This is a genomic window from Chryseobacterium sp. 22543 (genome assembly GCF_052044565.1).
GTDB lineage: Bacteria > Bacteroidota > Bacteroidia > Flavobacteriales > Weeksellaceae > Chryseobacterium.
In genome coordinates this window covers 1093761-1111154 of sequence record NZ_JBQENH010000001.1, presented here as the reverse complement: position 1 = coordinate 1111154, position 17394 = coordinate 1093761, and the positions used below count along the sequence as shown (strand labels likewise).

15 protein-coding genes are annotated in these 17394 nt (G+C 35.6%); 6 read left to right on the top strand and 9 right to left on the bottom strand.

The window, feature by feature from the left end; genetic code table 11:
- Positions 1–97: 97 nt before the first annotated feature.
- Entirely contained in the window at positions 98–736 is a 639-nt protein-coding gene (locus ACTJIP_RS04975) for an MBL fold metallo-hydrolase (protein WP_077419363.1), read from the bottom strand.
- A gap of 70 nt (positions 737–806) precedes the next feature.
- On the opposite strand from ACTJIP_RS04975, the gene ACTJIP_RS04970 reads away from it, so the two are divergent.
- Together ACTJIP_RS04970 and ACTJIP_RS04965 are read left to right on the top strand one after the other, a co-directional pair.
- Entirely contained in the window at positions 807–2027 is a 1221-nt protein-coding gene (locus ACTJIP_RS04970; RefSeq protein WP_180564525.1) for a DUF5103 domain-containing protein, read from the top strand.
- 367 nt (positions 2028–2394) lie between these two features.
- On the top strand, positions 2395–4353 hold the full coding sequence (locus ACTJIP_RS04965; RefSeq protein ID WP_180564524.1) for a M4 family metallopeptidase: 1959 nt from the start codon (positions 2395–2397) through the stop codon (positions 4351–4353).
- A gap of 80 nt (positions 4354–4433) precedes the next feature.
- On the opposite strand, the gene hemH is transcribed toward ACTJIP_RS04965, so the two are convergent.
- Genes hemH through ACTJIP_RS04950 form a run of 3 tightly spaced genes read right to left on the bottom strand, consistent with a single transcriptional unit; the run spans position 4434 to position 6896 of the window.
- The gene (gene hemH, locus ACTJIP_RS04960) at positions 4434–5462 is read right to left on the bottom strand and encodes a ferrochelatase (RefSeq protein WP_077419059.1); all 1029 of its coding nucleotides are present in this window, start codon (positions 5460–5462) and stop codon (positions 4434–4436) included.
- Between the two features lie 15 nt (positions 5463–5477).
- Positions 5478–6005, bottom strand: a complete 528-nt coding sequence (locus ACTJIP_RS04955; protein WP_180564523.1) for an NADPH-dependent FMN reductase — start codon at positions 6003–6005, stop codon at positions 5478–5480.
- A 12-nt stretch (positions 6006–6017) separates the two neighbouring features.
- Complete coding sequence (locus tag ACTJIP_RS04950) at positions 6018–6896, bottom strand: NifU family protein (protein WP_077419061.1); 879 nt, start codon at positions 6894–6896, stop codon at positions 6018–6020.
- Positions 6897–7061: 165 nt separating this feature from the next.
- On the opposite strand from ACTJIP_RS04950, the gene ACTJIP_RS04945 reads away from it, so the two are divergent.
- Positions 7062–7598 (top strand): gamma carbonic anhydrase family protein, encoded by a 537-nt coding sequence (locus tag ACTJIP_RS04945; RefSeq protein ID WP_047378983.1) that lies wholly within the window; start codon positions 7062–7064, stop codon positions 7596–7598.
- 103 nt (positions 7599–7701) lie between these two features.
- Here ACTJIP_RS04945 and ACTJIP_RS04940 read toward each other — a convergent pair whose 3' ends face one another.
- The gene (locus ACTJIP_RS04940; protein WP_180564522.1) at positions 7702–8154 is read right to left on the bottom strand and encodes a hypothetical protein; all 453 of its coding nucleotides are present in this window, start codon (positions 8152–8154) and stop codon (positions 7702–7704) included.
- A gap of 82 nt (positions 8155–8236) precedes the next feature.
- Here ACTJIP_RS04940 and ACTJIP_RS04935 point away from each other — a divergent pair, with 82 nt between their 5' ends.
- Positions 8237–10363 (top strand): helix-turn-helix domain-containing protein, encoded by a 2127-nt coding sequence (locus ACTJIP_RS04935; RefSeq protein WP_440704173.1) that lies wholly within the window; start codon positions 8237–8239, stop codon positions 10361–10363.
- A gap of 42 nt (positions 10364–10405) precedes the next feature.
- Here ACTJIP_RS04935 and ACTJIP_RS04930 read toward each other — a convergent pair whose 3' ends face one another.
- Positions 10406–11254: a M12 family metallopeptidase gene (locus ACTJIP_RS04930; protein ID WP_077419064.1), complete on the bottom strand. Its 849-nt coding sequence runs from the start codon at positions 11252–11254 to the stop codon at positions 10406–10408.
- A gap of 228 nt (positions 11255–11482) precedes the next feature.
- A complete protein-coding gene (locus ACTJIP_RS04925; protein WP_175627292.1) occupies positions 11483–11938 on the bottom strand; it encodes a hypothetical protein in 456 nt (151 codons plus the stop codon).
- A 189-nt stretch (positions 11939–12127) separates the two neighbouring features.
- Here ACTJIP_RS04925 and ACTJIP_RS04920 point away from each other — a divergent pair, with 189 nt between their 5' ends.
- A complete protein-coding gene (locus ACTJIP_RS04920) occupies positions 12128–13144 on the top strand; it encodes an LLM class flavin-dependent oxidoreductase (protein ID WP_077419065.1) in 1017 nt (338 codons plus the stop codon).
- Positions 13145–13198: 54 nt separating this feature from the next.
- Positions 13199–14320: a 3,4-dihydroxy-2-butanone-4-phosphate synthase gene (gene ribB / locus ACTJIP_RS04915; protein WP_077419066.1), complete on the top strand. Its 1122-nt coding sequence runs from the start codon at positions 13199–13201 to the stop codon at positions 14318–14320.
- Positions 14321–14411: 91 nt separating this feature from the next.
- On the opposite strand, the gene fmt is transcribed toward ribB, so the two are convergent.
- A complete protein-coding gene (gene fmt, locus ACTJIP_RS04910) occupies positions 14412–15359 on the bottom strand; it encodes a methionyl-tRNA formyltransferase (RefSeq protein ID WP_077419067.1) in 948 nt (315 codons plus the stop codon).
- Between the two features lie 121 nt (positions 15360–15480).
- Positions 15481–17385, bottom strand: coding sequence for a RecQ family ATP-dependent DNA helicase (locus ACTJIP_RS04905; RefSeq protein ID WP_077419068.1), 1905 nt, complete (start codon positions 17383–17385; stop codon positions 15481–15483).
- Positions 17386–17394: the final 9 nt, after the last annotated feature.

Below are 17394 nucleotides of genomic sequence, written 5' to 3'. Positions count from 1 at the left end.
GACGGTTTTGTATTTTTATGTTCTCCCAAAAGCAAATTTCACCAATTTAATGCTAAGTGTTACTCTCTGTTTAATCTGCGGGAGTTTTTATTTTTACTTATTTCAAGAACGGATTATACTGTTTCTCAAAACCAATCGAAGTAGGATTTCCATGTCCTGAGAAAACCTGAGTATCATTATCTAAAATGAAAAGTTTCGATTTAATACCATCAATCAGCTGTTCATAATTACCTTTATATAAATCTGTTCTTCCGATACTACCTTCAAAAAGGACATCTCCTGAAACCATGAATTTCTGATTTTCATGGTGATACACTACACTGCCCGGAGAATGCCCAGGAACATGGTAAATTTTAAACTTTTCACCATCCAGATCCAGTTCATCCCCTTCTTTTATATATTCCACATCTACTTTTACAGGATCTACCTGCATTCCGAATCTCATTCCGCTTGCCTGAAGCATATCCAGAACCTCCTGATCTTCCTGGTGCATCGTTACAGGTACTTTGAACGTATCAAAAGCCCATTGAAGCCCCAATACATGATCAATATGTGCGTGGGTAAGAAGAATTCTCTGAATCTTCAGTCCGTTTTCTGAAATGAAACTGTCAATAGCCTGAGTTTCCTGCCCTTTCATATTTCCCGGATCAATTAACCAAGCGTTTTTATTCTCGTTATAAATGATGTAAGTATTTTCGCTTGCAAAGTTGAATACGAAACCTTGAATCTGAAGCATATCTGAATATTTTTTATTCAAAAATACGATATTATTAAGAAAATGGCTATTTTTCGTTATCTTCGTCATAATGAAAACTTTGCGAATACTCTTACTTACTTTGAGCGGACTGGTTTTTGGACAAAATATCCAAAGTGTTCAGTTGTTCAACCCTCAGACCAATGATGAAACTCCGGTAATTAGAATTGGCGAACAGCTGGTTCTGGGCTTTGACGATCTTACAAACGGCAGCCAGATCTACAGATATACATTCAAGCATTATGACAGAAACTGGAATGATGATAATCTTTTTTTTACAGAATTTGCTGCGGGAAGTATGAATGCGCTTTTGGATCAGTTTCAGTATTCATTCAATACCTTACAGGCTTATACTCACTATAAACTTGTTTTTCCCAATGATAAAATCCAGCTGAAGATCTCAGGGAATTATGAACTGATTGTTTACAAAGATTCTGCAGATCAGCCTCTTTTCAAAAAAAGATTTTATCTGGTTGAAGATGCAACATCTGTGGGTTTAAATATTTCAAGATTTGCAGATGCAAAAAATCCTAACCTTAACCAGAGGGTAGAGGTGAATGTTTCTCCGAAAGGAGGAGATATTTCTTCCAATGTCAATTCAATCACAATGAATGTGATGCAGAATAACAACCCGAATATGGTGATTGCTAATCTGAAGCCAAGCAGTGTTTTAGGAAACCAGGTGCTTTTCCAGCAGATGAATCTTACGTTTCCGGGAGACAATGAGTTTTATTATTTCGATAATAAAAATATGAATATGGCAGCAGATATGGTGCGTACAACCGAAATAAAAGAAGATGTCAACCAGACCTATCTTCATCCGGTATGGGCGTTTCCTTTAAATTATCAATATCAGCCGGATGTCAACGGAGCATGGTATTACAGAAGAAATGATTTGGGTAGAGAAAGAGATGCAGAAAGAGAAGCTGACTATTCATGGGTGCATTTTTACCTTGAATCGGATCCGGTAGATAAAGAGATTTATGTTTTGGGTGGATTTAATAATTATAAACCAAGCAAAGAAAATCAGATGCAGTATGATGCAGCTACCAAACAGTATGTGGCTAAAATATTCCTTAAACAAGGTTTCTATAATTACGTTTTGGTGACCAAAGAAGGAAATGGAACATTGAATTTCGGTGAAGTAAACGGTAATTTCTGGCAGACGGAAAACCTTTACCAGGCATTTCTTTATTATGCACCTTTCGGAAGAAATTATGATGGTTTGATGGGATATGGTGAATTCAGGACACCAATTGCCAATAAACGATAAATCATGACCTGATATAATTTTACATAAAAATATACCCTATAATTTTGGACTGTCTTTTAAGATAGTCCTTATTTTTTGCCATTTTAAAAATATCAGACCTTAAAATATCAGATTAGAATTATTTTTTTTTGATTATAATGCACTATTTGGTGAAAAAAAATAATTCACAAAATTTTGATTTTAATTAAATATTTTAATTCAAAAATTATATTGCAAAAAAATTATATTTAAATATTTTTCTTTTTTTTAAAATCATTATTGTGTTTTATTTATTGATCTATAATATCTATTGAATTTTATTTATAATTTATGATGTTTTATTGAGAAAAGTTTATAAATTCGTCAACACAATCAACCAAATATTATTATGAATACGAAATTTATCTTAGTGGCAAGTGTTGCTGCCTGCTCTTTTGTTTTTGGACAAAACACACCATCAAAACTAAATCCGGGTAAAAGTGGATTACACGCAGACTTTATGCGATTCGAAAAAAATGCACCTGCTTTTCAGGGAAGTCCTGTTTTATTTGACGAAGCTACAGAGAGACTTTCTCAGGGGCAAGGGCTCAAGTTAGGACTGGAAAGAGATGCTTTAGGTTTTGAAACTCACAGATTTCAACAGACTGTAAATGGTATTCCGGTAGAATACGGAATGATGGCTGTACAGACAAAAGGAGGAAAAATTGTGGGACAGTCAGGAAAATGGGTTCTTAATATTCCAAAAGGAGCTGAAAAGAAAGCCAATATTTCTGAGACTATCGCTCTTCAGAGTGCTTTATCATTCGTAGGGGCAGAATCCTATAAATGGCAGAATAAAGAAGAGGAAGATTTTATCAAAAGAGACTCCAATGATGCCAATGCAAGTTTTGCTCCTAAAGGTGAATTAGTGTATTATTCAGATCCTACGGATGAAAAAATGAATGATTTAACGCTGGCTTATAAATTCGATATTTACTCAGACAAACCATTAAGCAGACAATATGTTTTTGTAGATGCTAAAAACGGGAAAGTACTAGGAGTAGATGCAATTATTCATGAAGTAAATACTCCGGGAACGGCTACAACCGTTTACAGTGGAAGTCAAAACATAGTAACTGATTCTTATAACGGAAGTTACAGACTGAGAGAAACGGGAAGAAATGCAGGAACATCTGTAGAGACCTATAATCTTAAGAAAACGACCAATTTTGCATCTGCTGTTGATTTTACAGATACAGATAATGCCTGGAATAATGTAAATACCAATAAAGATCAATATGCTACAGATGCTCATTGGGGTGCTGAAAAAACCTTAGATTATTATTATACAAAATACGGAAGAAAAAGTATTGATAATAATAATTTTACCATAAAATCATATGTTCATTATGGAAACAATATCTTCAATGCTTATTGGGATGGCTCGAGAATGCTTTATGGTGACGGAAGTTCTACAACAAATGGTGGTAAACCTTTAACAGCTATAGATGTCTGCGGACACGAAATTACCCATGGGCTTACTTCCAAAACGGCTAACCTTGTGTATCAGAGAGAGCCGGGAGCATTGAACGAAGGGTTTTCTGATATTTTCGGAAATTCAATAGAACGTTGGGCAAGACCAACCAAAGCAAGCTGGACTTTGGGAGAAGATTTCAATTATGTCATCAGAGATATGGCAAACCCTAATGCCTACCGCCAACCGGATACTTATAAAGGTACATACTGGAAAGATGCAACTACCACAGGATGTGCAGTGCCGGGCCAAAATACTAATGACTATTGTGGAGTTCATACCAATTCAGGAGTCCTTAATTTCTGGTATTATTTATTGGTAACAGGAGGTTCTGGTACGAATGATAACGGTTTCGCTTATAATGTTTCCGGAATTGGACTGGATAAAGCAGGAGCTATTGCTTACAGAACATTAACTACTTACCTGACTTCATCATCCAACTATGCAAATACAAGAACCTATTCTCTTCAGGCGGCAGCAGACCTATATGGAGCTGGCAGTAATGAAGTGACACAGGTTACCAATGCATGGAATGCAGTAGGTGTAGGAGGAGGAACTTCTTCTGCGGGACTTGTTGCAGCAGCTTCAAATGTTTCAGCTTATACAATCAGCCCGAATCCTGCAACTGACAGATTCACTGTGAACTTTGAAGGTAAAGCCGGAAAAGGAATTGTAGAAGTGGTAAGTCTTACAGGTAAGAAAGAAATTTCTGAAAAAGTTGAAATTACAGAAGGTGCGAATAAACTGAATGTTCAGCTTCCTTCCAATATGCTTCCTGGAGTATATATTGTAACGGTAAACGGACAGAAAGCAGGAAACCTGATTAAAAAATAGACCAAATCAAATTTTAATATATTCAACGAAAAGGCTGCAAGTTAATTCTTGCAGCCTTTTTTATATTTTGAGTAAAGTGATTATACCAGATAGAAATCATTCAGCTTTTCTTCGCAAAGTGTTTTTACGACATCAATCCATCGGTCTTCATCATTCAGACAGGGAATATAATGGAAATTCTCTCCACCTCCGTGCATAAACTGTTCTTTTCCTTCTACAGAAATTTCCTCCAAAGTCTCAAGACAGTCAGAGACAAATGCAGGACAAACTATGGCCAGATTTTTTATTCCCTTTTTACCAATGGTTTCCAGTGTTTCATCAGTATAAGGCTCGATCCACTTGTCTTTTCCTAATCGTGACTGGAAAGAAACAATAGTTTTTTCTTTTGGTAAATCCAGTTTTTCAATAACACGCTGTGTCGTTTTATAACATTGGTGACGATAGCAGAACTGATGGCTTGGATTGTCATCTCTGGAACAGCAGTCATTAAGATTACAGGTTTTTGTAGGATCTGTCTTATAAATATGTCTTTCCGGAACTCCATGATAAGAAAACTGAAGGGCATCAAAATTTTCTGGAAGTTTCTCTCTAATGCTTTCTGCCAGACAGTTGATATAAATATCTCTGTTGTAAAAAGGTTGAATATAATTGATCTTTACCTTTGGAAACTTCTTTTTTCTTACTTCTTCAGCCTTTTCAATTACCGTTTCCGTAGTACTCATGGCATATTGAGGATATAAAGGGAAAAGAACGATTTCAGTGATTCCCTGGTCTACCAGTTTCTGAATACCCGTTTCAATACTTGGTTGTGCATATCTCATTCCTATTTCCACAGGAACGTCTACCACTTTCTGAAGTTTTTTCTGAATTTGTTCAGTAATGACAATCAGTGGAGAACCTTTATCTGTCCACACCGTTTTATAGGCTTCAGCAGATTTGGCAGGTCTTGTTTTCAGGATAATTCCCTGTACAAGCAGAGCACGAAAGATCCAACGGTAATCAATCACTCTTTCATCCATCAAAAATTCGTCAAGATATTCCTTTACGTCGCTTACAGAGGTTGATCTCGGTGATCCAAGATTGACCAGTAAAATTCCTTTATTATTCAATATTCTAATTTTTAATTATGAAACAGACGTTGTAAAATCTGCTACTAATTTTGATACTTTAGCAAAGGTATTACTTTCCAGTAAGCCATTGCTGTCAAATTTGCCTTTTATCCCCTTTATTAATGCCTGATGTTTATCATCTGTTACCGCTCCAAGAGTCTTTAAAATCATTAATAACTCTTCGTGGCCTTTTTCTCCACTGGCTGATGCGGTAATTACTGACACTGGCTTTTCAGAAAAGATTGTTGTGGAAACACACCATTCCAACAAATTTTTTAATCTGCCGGGAATACTGAAAATATATTCCGGAGTGGAAAATATAACACCTGCTGAGTTTTTAATATCCTTTCTGATCTTCTGAACTTCATCAGGAATATTGTCATCCGTTATTGCAGTATCAAAATGAGGAAGAACAGAAAGATTATCATACATCTGAAAATCTGTATTTCCTATCTTTTCCAGGACCTGTTCCATAAGTTTCTGGTTGCTGGAATTCTCCGACGCACTTCCAATGATAACCACAATTTTCTTTTCGGGAGGCATTTTCAAACTGAATTATCCGTTTACAGCTTCTACTTTTTCTACCAGATCCGGAACGAATTGTTTTAAAATATTTTCAATTCCGTTTTTCAAAGTAGCCGTAGAACTTGGGCAGCCTGAACAAGCTCCCTGTAGAAGCATTTTTGCAGTTTTGCTCTCCTGGTCATATTCCATCAATGAAATCTTTCCACCATCATTTTCTACTGCAGGAGCCACATATTCATTTAAAATGTCAGAAATTTTCTGCTCATCTTCCGTATAATCTCTGTTGATGATCTTTTCAACAGGGTTTTCGTGTTTCTGAGGCTCTACTTTAGAAATCTCACCTCCATTTTGAAGATACTCGGCAATAAGTGCACGAACAGTCATCATCACCTGATGCCATTCTACAGAATTGTCTCTGGTAACAGCTACAAAATTGTCAGAAATGAAAACTTCTTTTGTAAATTCAAATTCTTTAAAGATTGCCTGTGCCAAAGGAACTTCTTCAGCGGCTTCAATAGATTTTACTTCCACAAAACCATCCATCAGTAATTTGCTTGAAACAAATTTCATTACATTAGGATTTGGAGTCATTTCAGCATAGATCTGATACATTTCTTTTTTCTTTTGAAGGTAAATTCTTGGGTTGGCCAATAATTCATCCTCAATCACATTTTTCAGACTTTCAGCTACATGTTCCCATTCTATGGTATCCTGTTTAGCCACAGCTACAAAATTAGCCGTTATGAAAATTCTTTCTACAAACGGATAATTGAAAAGTTCCTGTGCCATAGGAATTTCTGAAATATCTGAATTTCTGTCCAACTCTAAAGACCCTGGAATGAGATTGTAATCTGCTACAAATTTCATTACTTTCGGGTTTTCGGTAGGTTCTATAAGTACGGTACGCATTTTTTCGTTAAATTTGAGATACAAAAATACGCATTAGAAGTTAGACGCTGAAAATTGAGAGTTAGATTTTTGCTATCACTGTAATTTAGAAGTTAGATACCAGAGACTATAAGCAGAAGATCATTATTTTCAATTGGCATATTTTCAAATTTTCAAATTAATATTATGGCACTTATAAAAGAACTTTTAGGAAAAGCACCACAGATCGGAGAAAATACTTTTTTAGCAGAAACCGCTACTATTATTGGTGATGTTACAATGGGAAGAGACTGCAGCGTTTGGTATAATGCTGTGATCAGAGGCGATGTTCACTATATAAAAATGGGTGACAAGGTAAATGTTCAGGATAATGCAATGCTGCATTGCACCTATCAGAAACATCCGCTGAATATCGGAAATAACGTTTCTATCGGACATAATGCAATTGTTCATGGGTGTACCATTAAAGATAATGTCCTGATTGGGATGGGAGCTATTGTAATGGATGACTGCTTGGTGGAAGAAAATTCTATTGTAGGGGCAGGTTCTGTAGTAACTCAGGGCACTCATATAAAATCCGGAGAAGTTTGGGGTGGAGTTCCTGCAAAAAAAATCAAAGATATTAATGCTCAGCTATTAGAAGGAGAAGTTAACAGAATCGCTGATAACTATGTAAAATACTCATCGTGGTATAAAGAAAACGTGAAAGATCATCAATTCTAATTTACCTTTGAATGGTCAACATTCAACATTGACCCTATAAATATAAAAGCTCCGTCCTGAGACAGAGCTTTTTTCGATTTGATATAGAACCTTTGTTTTATTGTTAGTTATTGTCCGGAGTGATCAGTCTGATTTTTCCATGAATACATTTCAAAGATGTAGGAGGTGTGATTACTACACAGTCAGACATGATATTATATTTTTCATTAAAAGTTTTTACTTTATCCGTGTAATCATTTACTCTCAGTAAGAAAGCAGTTTCTATTTTCTTGGGATAAGCAATGTATTGCTGAGGTCCGCCACAGGATTTTGCTCCCATAGGCGCAAATGCCCATTCACTGGGATCCGTACATTTTTCTCCGGACACTTCAGATTCAATAGAAGCTTTTAATCTATCGAGTTGTGCCTGCTCATACTTCTGACTGTCTTCGTCAACAGGTCTGTCCGCGATATCAACAGGAAGATTGGTATTGGCATTTTTTGATGTGTTACAGGAAACCATAGTTAATGTAGTACATAATACTATCACCGGGAAATGGAAGAATATTTTTTTCACAATAAACTTTTTTCTTTTTAAGAATTTTCAAAACTTATGCCAAGGTAAGAAATTCAAATTCATTTCCGTATTTTTGACAACGATGAACAATCATTTTTTTGACTTAATAGAATATACGAATAGAAGTGTTTTTCTGACTGGGAAAGCCGGAACAGGTAAAACGACATTTCTCAATGATTTTGTAAGACGTACAAAGAAAAAGCATATTGTAGTAGCACCCACAGGAATTGCTGCAATCAATGCGGGCGGCGTTACAATTCATTCCATGTTTGGACTGCCGTTGAGAACTTTTCTTCCTACGACAGAAAGAATAGACACCAGTTTGGCTAATAATATTGCCGATCTGATGCCCCATTTCAAATACCGTAAAGATAAACTGAAGCTTCTGAGAGAAGTTGAGATCATTATCATTGATGAGGTTTCCATGTTGAGAGCTGATGTTCTTGATATGATGGATTTTTCTTTGAGGTTTATCAGAAGGAATAATCAAAGGTTTGGGGGAGTACAGATGCTGTTTATTGGAGATTTGTTTCAGCTTCCGCCTGTGGTGAGGGATGAGCATATTCTTAAAATGTATTACAATTCACCCTTCTTTTTTGACAGTCATGCCATTAAGGAAATTCCGATTGTTACCATTGAACTGACAAAAGTTTACAGACAGTCTGATCAGGGATTTCTGGCGATTCTGAATGCTATCCGTGACGGTGATGTGGATAATATAGATTTTAACCATCTCAATGAAAGATACGATCCCAATTTTGACATGGGGAAAGAATCTTACGTATACCTGTGCTCTCACAATAGAATGGCTGATGAAATCAACCTGGAAAAACTGGCGGAGATAAAGGTAGATCCTCAAACTTATGAAGCTAAACTTGTAGGTGATTTTAAAGAAAATCAGTTTCCAAACGAACAGTTTTTAGAATTGAAAATTGGCGCTCAGATCATGTTTATCCGAAATGATATTTCCGGAGAAAAGAAATATTTCAACGGGAAATTAGGCGAGATCATTGGATTGGATGAAAATGAAATTCGTGTTGTTCTGGATGAAAGCGAAAATGAAATTGTAGTTAAAAGAGAAACCTGGGAACAGAAAAAATATTTCCTTGACACTGATAAAAATATCCAGGAAGAAGTATTAGGAAGTTTTGAACAATTTCCGATAAAACTGGCCTGGGCTGTTACTATTCATAAAAGCCAGGGACTGACGTTTGATAAAGTAATTATTGATGCCGGAAAAAGTTTCACGGCAGGTCAGGTATATGTGGCTTTATCCCGTTGCAGAACATTGGAAGGAATTGTTTTAAAATCAAAAATTGCCCCTGAAGTTATTTTCAAGGATAACAGGATTTTGCATTTCCATACGGATACTATTGCCAATGATCATGTGGAGGCTATTCTGAATCAGGAAAAATATGACTACAGCATCAGGAAAGTACTTCGTACGCTTGACTGCACATGGTTTTTAAAAGAAGTAGAGGAATGGAATAACCTGTCTATTGTGACCAAGAATATAGATCATGCCAAGACTAAACAGCTTTATCTTCAGTTGAAACATGAAGCAGTAAATCTTGGAAAAATCTTTGAAAAACTGGAACGAATCATTTTCCAGAAAGTCAATAATTTTATTGAACAAAAAGAAGACTGGTCTGAGATTGAAAGCAAATCGAAAGGAGCCGTTAATTTCTTCTTTATAGAAACCAGAAATAAAATTTTCGATCCTTTGAAAGAGTTTTATGCTGAAATAAAAGGAGCGAAGGGTTTAAAACAATATAACGAGGAATTCAAAAACTGGCTGGAAGATATTGAAGAATACCTGAACAGTTTAAGAGAAATTTATCTTCTGGAAACTAAACTTTTAGATGAAAAGAATGATAAAGAAATCAATCTGAAAATAGCTAAAGTTCCGTCTCAGGTTTTAACCTTTCAGTTATTTGAACAGGGAAAAACTATCGGAGAAATTGCTTTGGAAAGAGGTTTGGTAAAAGAAACGGTTATTGGCCATCTTGCCAAATTTGCAGAACAGGGATTGCTGGATATCTCCAGAGTAATCACCTCAGATAAGATCAAGGCTTTTGAAGATGAATTCTACAAAAATCCACACGAAACATTGACTGAGTGGAAGAGTGCATTACCAAGTCACTTTGAATTCAATGAAATCAGGATTTTGATTAATCATTATAATTATAAAAAAGGGAAGAATTCATAAGAATTCTTCTCTTTTTTGATGGTCACAAAAAATTCTTTAAAATTAAGGGTACATAGCATTAATGGTATTGATATCCCCGGTTGTAAAACCTGTTCTATTATATGTAAAGCTTGAATTATCTGCTCTTGTAATAGTTGGAAGCCCGTTTTTAGAATAAGAAGTCGGCCAGTACATCATCACTGAATTGATATTGAATGGTCCTATATCTGTCCCCGAGCTATAAATATTGAAATTATATGACTGCCCACTTTGGATATTATTCCAAAGAATTTTTACATATTGATCTCTGTCTTTGCGGGTGTGTTCATGATAAAGCCCTATCGTATGTCCCATCTCATGAATTACCGATCCTACAGAAATATATTGATCCAAAGAAACAGTTTGTTTTCCTCCCTGATATCCAATATGAGCCCAGCCGTCTGATCCTGATGAACTTCCAAAAATAAATTCTACATAATTTGTTTGGTTGGTACGTGGAATCCACTGAGTATTTGTTTTTGTATTGTACTCATTCACGGCAGAAGTAATTTTATTAGCATTGATAGATCCCATATTACTGGCAACAGTATAATAAATTTTACTGCTTGGCCATCTTGAATAGCTTGCACCGCCCTTATTGAGTTCACTGCCTTCTGCCAGCTGTTTGTCGGAGAGAACAATGTCTCCCTGGAAAAAATTCATTCCGTTTTTTCTTTCATAACTAATTTCCTGGCCATTCAATTGCCCTTTTTTGACATTTTCAGTAGTAAAAGCATTAGTTTGAGCTTCGGAGGTTATTTCTTCATTGTTTTTACTACAAGATGTTAATACTGCAGCAATAACAAGGCTCATAAAGACAGTTCTTCCTGTCAGAATCTGCCGGGAAAACAGATTGTTTGGTTTTTTGTTCATGTTAAAGTTTTTAAAGATTTGGTATACGAATATAATTAATATTTCTCTTTTTATTGAATTATTAATGTTAAAAAAAACTTTTATATGATAATTATTGAATGTGAGAATTCGCTTGAGTAAAATAAAAAAAAGTTTTGAAAATACTCAAACCCTTTTTCATTTTATTCGTTTAATAAATCCTGATTAACTCTGTAACTCTGAGATAAAGAGTTAATAAATATTTTTCATTTAAATATTAATATCGAAGATTAATTTTCTTTTATTGTTGTCATAGAAAGTAGCCCGATAGCTTCTGTCTCTGAATTCAGTTTCGGTATTTTCTATTTCCCTAAATCTATTTTTATCTGTTCCGGAGAACTCAATAATTTCAAAATACTTTTCATCAATATGGTTAAAATCTACCAGTTTCAAATATTCATCAATTGAATTTCTATCAATCATAATTTTTCCACCACCAAATTGATGTCTGTTCTGACCATTTTGCTTAATACCGGATATCCAGTATTCTTCTCCTGTTTCTATATCAAAATGATTGGCATTGATTCCTGGCTTTTTAAGTTTTTTGAGAGCCTTGTTATCAAAATAAACAGTTTGCCCGGATTTTGAAAATTCTACAAAACCAATCCATGCCGGACCGTGATGACCGAAGGATTTGTTTTCGATATACATTACCTTTGTTTTCATGTTCTTGAATGATGTTGCAATTTACTCAAAATTGTATAACTAAAATCAGGTAAAGAAAATTTGAATTCCAATAGTTTTTCCCTGAATTAACTGATCGGTTTTATTAATTACAAAAAGTAACTAATGCAGTTTTTATGTTTTAAATTTGTATGGTTTTTTTCGAGACCAAAGAAAAATTAACATCTCAATATGAAAAATTTTGAAATTTCTGTTTTAGATCTTGCACCAGTAAAGCAAGGTAAAAGCATTCACGATACTTTTCAGGACAGCTTATCATTAGCCAATCACGCTGAAAATTTAGACTATAAAAGATTCTGGCTTGCAGAACATCACAATATGGAAAGTATTGCCAGTTCGGCAACTTCTGTTTTGATTGGGTTTATTGCCAATGGGACCAAAAAAATCAGAGTAGGTTCTGGAGGAATTATGCTTCCCAACCATAGTTCTCTGATTATTGCAGAACAGTTCGGTACTTTGGAGTCTCTTTTTCCCGGAAGAATAGATCTTGGAGTTGGGAGAGCACCCGGAACGGACGGATTGACGGCTCAGGCTTTAGGAAGAAATCCTGCAATTATTAATGAACAGTTTCCAAGACAGATTCTGGAACTTCAAAGATATTTTTCTAAGGAAAATTCAGATGCTATGGTTCGTGCTATTCCCGGAGAAGGGCTGGATATACCAATTTATATTCTGGGATCAAGTACAGACAGTGCTTGGCTGGCGGCGGAACTTGGTTTGCCGTATGCATTTGCAGGACATTTTGCTCCGGAGCAGATGGAAATGGCTTTTAAAATATACAGAGAACATTTTGAACCTTCAAAATATCTGGATAAACCTTATATCATTGCCTGTGTAAACGGTGTAGCAGCAGAAACTTCAGAGGAAGCTCATAAAATCTCCACCACTTTATTTCAGGCCTTCATCAATATTGTAAGAAATGACAGAAAACCTTTCGCTCCGCCTGTTGATGATATGGACGAAATCTGGTCTCCAATGGAAAAATCCATGGTTTTACAGAAGTTGAGATATACTTTTATTGGTGATCAGGCTGAAGTTCAGGAAGAGCTTAAAAGTTTCCAGGAAAAATTCCAGGTTGATGAACTGATCATCAATTCGCATATTTATGATCATCAGAAAAGATTGAGATCTTATGAGATTTTCAGAGAGGCAGCTAACTCTATCCAAAGCGTAATAAACCATTCATAATTAGTTGGCAGATGCTTATTTTTATGAGTATCTTTGCAAAAATAAAAAGTAAAAATGTCCGATATTAAATTAAATACTATTCCAGAGGCTATTGAAGACCTTAAAAATGGTAAAATAATCATAGTAGTAGATGACGAAGACAGAGAAAATGAAGGAGATTTTCTTTGTGCAGCAGAGTTGACAACACCGGAAATTATCAATTTTATGGCTCTTCACGGAAGAGGGCTTATTTGTATGCCGCTTCCTGAAAAAAGATGTGATGAACTTGGGCTTGAAGTGATGGTAAGCAGAAGCAGTGATCCTAAAGAAACGGCTTTTACGGTATCGGTTGACCTTTTAGGAAACGGAACATCTACCGGAATTTCTGCAGGAGACAGAGCCAAAACAATTTTAGCACTGATGGATGAAAAATCCAAGCCTACAGACTTTATGAGACCTGGCCACATTTTCCCGCTTCGTGCAAGAAAAGGAGGAGTATTGAAAAGAGCCGGACATACTGAAGCTGCCATTGATCTTACTAACTTATCAGGTTTGAAAGAAGGCGGTGTGATCTGTGAGATTATGAATGAAGATGGTACAATGTCCCGTCTGCCTGAACTTCATGCATTCGCTCAGAAGCACGATATGAAGATCGTTTCTATTGAAGATCTTATTCATTACCAACTTAAAAAAGGAAACCTGGTAGAAAGACTTGAGGAGAAAAAAGTAAAAACGCACTACGGTGAGTTTGATTTTTATGCTTTCAGAGAAACTTCCAATGACCAGATCCACTTTGCACTGACAAAAGGAACATGGACTGTAGATGAGCCGGTTTTGGTGAGAGTACAGTCTTCAGATTCTTATTTTGATGTATTGACAAGATTAAACAACGGTGAGAAGCCATTATTGGAAAAAGTAACAGGTATGGTAAATGAAGCTGGAAAAGGTGCAATCATTTTCATCAATAATGTTTCTAACTCTGAAAATACATTGAGAAAACTTCAGCAGTTCCTGAACTATCAGGACGGGCAGGAGCAGCATCCTACTTTAGCATACAATTACAGAGATTATGGAATTGGAACGCAGATCTTAAAGAATTTAGGAATCAACAAGTTCAAAGTAATCACTCAAAACCCTAATATCAAGCCTCAGGTTGGAGGATATGATGTAGAGGTTACTGAGATGGTACAACTATAATAAAACGGATAGTCAACTTTGACTGTTTATCATAAAAAAGGTTTAGAAAAATTCTAAACCTTTTTTATGTTGATGAACTGAATGTAGTCCTTTATGTTAATGAGATTCCATCAAAATTTCTGAAACCATTTAAGAAATCTTTTACAGTCATTCTTTTTTTACCTTCCAACTGAAGTTCCAGAGGATAATAAATTCCGTCCTGAGTATAGATTTTAAATTCATTTTTGGAAATATCTAAAGTTCCTGCCGGTTTTTCATGATCAGAAAGTTCAAATTTACCGCCGAATATTTTTAATCCTTTTTCTTCGTTTTCAATTTTTAAAGTAGTGAAAGCTGCAGGATAAGGCGACATTCCCAGAATAAACTGATGAACAGTTTTTGAAGATTGATCCCACTTGATTCTTGTATCTTCCTTGAAAATTTTATAAGCATTCTTAGGATGTTCTACCTGTGGCTGAGGTTTTTCTTCAATGGCATTTTCAGCCAGACCATCTAGTGTTTTAACGACTAGTCCTGAACCCATTTCCATGAGTCTGTCGTGAAGGCTTCCTGCATTTTCGTCAGGTAAAATTTCTATTTCCTGTTGAAGAAGAATATTACCTTCATCAATTTTTTCATTAATAAAGAAAGTCGTTGCTCCTGATTTTTTTTCACCGTTAATTACTGCATAATTGATGGGAGCAGCTCCTCTGTAATCCGGCAGTAAAGATGCATGAAGATTGAAGGTACCCATTTTAGGCATTTCAAAAAGAACTTTGGGCATCATTCTGAAAGCCACTACTACAAAAACATCGGCATCCAGGTTTCTAAGTTCTTCCAAAAACTCAGGATTTCTCAACTTTTCCGGCTGAAAGACAGGAATATTATTTTCTTCAGCATAAACTTTTACAGGGGATTGGTGTATTTTCTGCCCACGTCCACTTGCTTTATCAGCTACAGTTACAACACCTACCACCTGATGGTGAGATTGATGGATTGCCTCCAAAGAAGTTTTTGCAAACTCAGGAGTCCCTAAAAAAACGACTTTCAATGATTTCATGCTGCAAAGATAAGTTTTTGATCTGAGAGTCGGAAGATATTGAAGTTCGAGGGTGAGAGAGTTTTAGAGAAGAGAATAGCTTACTAAAGTGTTTTTGCGCCTTTATTGCACTACATTATCATTACTGATTCAGTTCGTAAGTCCTGAAGTTCAGCATTCTTACTTTTCCGGAATCTAAAAGGAAAATAAGATTTTCTAAGATATTCTCTTTAGAATGATAACTCAGCTGTATAGAAAGCTCTTCAATCGTTGCCGGCTTTTTAGTTAATAAATTGATGATCTGCTGAGAAATATTCTTGCCAAACATTGACTGTTTATTTTTTTCACAAACAGAACACTGGCCACAGTTTTTTGAATTTTTTTCGCCAAAATAGGCTAGGATGAGTTTCATTTTACAGTATTTATTATTTTCTGCGTAAAACTTCATCTCTTCCCATTTCTGGATTTTGTTTCTCTGAATATGTTCAAATACCTTCCAATAAGCACTATTTACCGCTCTTTCATCACGGGGTTTAAGGAATTTAATACTGGAAAGCGCACCGTCAATATATTCAAGATAATTCTTTTGCTGCAGTTCCTTAAGACGTTCTTTGATCAAAGGGACACCGACATTGATTTTATTGCTTACCTGCTGTTCACTGAACATTACTTTGTGAGTAGTGATGCCAGATACAGTACGGAAAAGAAGCTCTATGAAATGAGCATCTTTTTGTGGCAATTGATCTATCTCATCAGCTTTGATAAACAGTTCAAGTGAGGACAGACTTTTATTTTCATTATAGTAAATAATCTCCTGGTTGTGAAGAAAATTGAGTATGTTGTTGATTTTTGCTTTCGACAGTTTGGTAAAATTCTGTATACCCAGAGTATTCAGCTGAAATGTTTTTTCAGGAAGTTCAAATTCTGCTACCTGAAAAATAGAGTAGAGGTAGCTGATGATCTTTAAAAATTCTGCTTTGTTGGGCGTTTGATTTTTTAAGATCTGATCAAAATTCAGGAGTTCCTGTTTATTCCAAAGCATGAAGGCAAAACTGTCTTTTCCATCCCTTCCGGCCCTTCCGATTTCCTGATAATAGTTTTCCAGCGAGGCGGCAGGAGAATAGTGAATTACAAAACGTACATTATCTTTATCAATACCCATCCCAAAGGCATTGGTAGAAATAAGAACATGGTTGTCACTGTTGTTCCAAAGATTCTGTCTGGTGTTTTTTTCTCTGGTCGTTAAGCCTGCGTGAAAATAATCTACATTTTTCAGTTGATTTTTTTTCAAAAATTCTGCCAGCAGTTCAGCTTCTTTTCTGGTTCTTACATATACAATTCCAGAATCGTTGCTGTATTTTAAAATATCAAAAACACGTTGGAATTTATCAGATACTTCATCTGAAAATATTTTGATATTATCTCTCTTAAAACTTTTTTGGAAAACAAAAGGTTTCTTTAGTTCTAATTTATTTTTGATTTCTTCCAGAACTTTTGGAGTTGCCGTTGCGGTCAGGGCAAGGCAGGGGATCTCAGGATTGTTGCTTCTGAACCCTTTAATATTCTGATAGCTTGGTCTGAAATCCTGGCCCCATTCTGAAATACAGTGAGCTTCATCAACTGCAATAAAAGATAACTGGATTTCTTGCATGTTCTGAATAAACTGGCTATTGGTAAGTCTTTCAGGAGAAACATAGAGTAATTTTGTGAGGCCTTCTTTACAGCGATTGTAAATTGTTTCAACATCATATTCATCCAGTTCGGAAGAAAGATATTCTGCTTCAATGCCACGGGATTTAAGCTGATTTACCTGATCTTTCATCAATGCAAGTAAAGGAGAAACTACCAGGCAGGTTCCTTCTTTCAATAAAGCGGGCAACTGATAGCATAGCGATTTCCCTGCTCCTGTGGGTAACAGAACCAGCGTGTCTTTTTCATTAATGACGGCATTAATAATTTCTTCCTGAGCATCTCTGAATTCGGTGTAACCCCAGAAATACTTAAGGGTATCATATTTGAGCTTTTGAAAATCCTGCGGCGAAATCATGTTGTAAAA

Coding starts and splice junctions, on each gene's coding strand:
- ACTJIP_RS04975 (WP_077419363.1), bottom strand. CDS start 736: ATGCTTCAGATTCAAGGTTTCGTATTCAACTTTGCAAGCGAAAATACT.
- ACTJIP_RS04970 (WP_180564525.1), top strand. CDS start 807: ATGAAAACTTTGCGAATACTCTTACTTACTTTGAGCGGACTGGTTTTT.
- ACTJIP_RS04965 (WP_180564524.1), top strand. CDS start 2,395: ATGAATACGAAATTTATCTTAGTGGCAAGTGTTGCTGCCTGCTCTTTT.
- ACTJIP_RS04955 (WP_180564523.1), bottom strand. CDS start 6,005: ATGCCTCCCGAAAAGAAAATTGTGGTTATCATTGGAAGTGCGTCGGAG.
- ACTJIP_RS04950 (WP_077419061.1), bottom strand. CDS start 6,896: ATGCGTACCGTACTTATAGAACCTACCGAAAACCCGAAAGTAATGAAA.
- ACTJIP_RS04945 (WP_047378983.1), top strand. CDS start 7,062: ATGGCACTTATAAAAGAACTTTTAGGAAAAGCACCACAGATCGGAGAA.
- ACTJIP_RS04935 (WP_440704173.1), top strand. CDS start 8,237: ATGAACAATCATTTTTTTGACTTAATAGAATATACGAATAGAAGTGTT.
- ACTJIP_RS04930 (WP_077419064.1), bottom strand. CDS start 11,254: ATGAACAAAAAACCAAACAATCTGTTTTCCCGGCAGATTCTGACAGGA.
- ACTJIP_RS04925 (WP_175627292.1), bottom strand. CDS start 11,938: ATGAAAACAAAGGTAATGTATATCGAAAACAAATCCTTCGGTCATCAC.
- ACTJIP_RS04920 (WP_077419065.1), top strand. CDS start 12,128: ATGAAAAATTTTGAAATTTCTGTTTTAGATCTTGCACCAGTAAAGCAA.
- ribB (WP_077419066.1), top strand. CDS start 13,199: ATGTCCGATATTAAATTAAATACTATTCCAGAGGCTATTGAAGACCTT.
- fmt (WP_077419067.1), bottom strand. CDS start 15,359: ATGAAATCATTGAAAGTCGTTTTTTTAGGGACTCCTGAGTTTGCAAAA.
- ACTJIP_RS04905 (WP_077419068.1), bottom strand. CDS start 17,385: ATGATTTCGCCGCAGGATTTTCAAAAGCTCAAATATGATACCCTTAAG.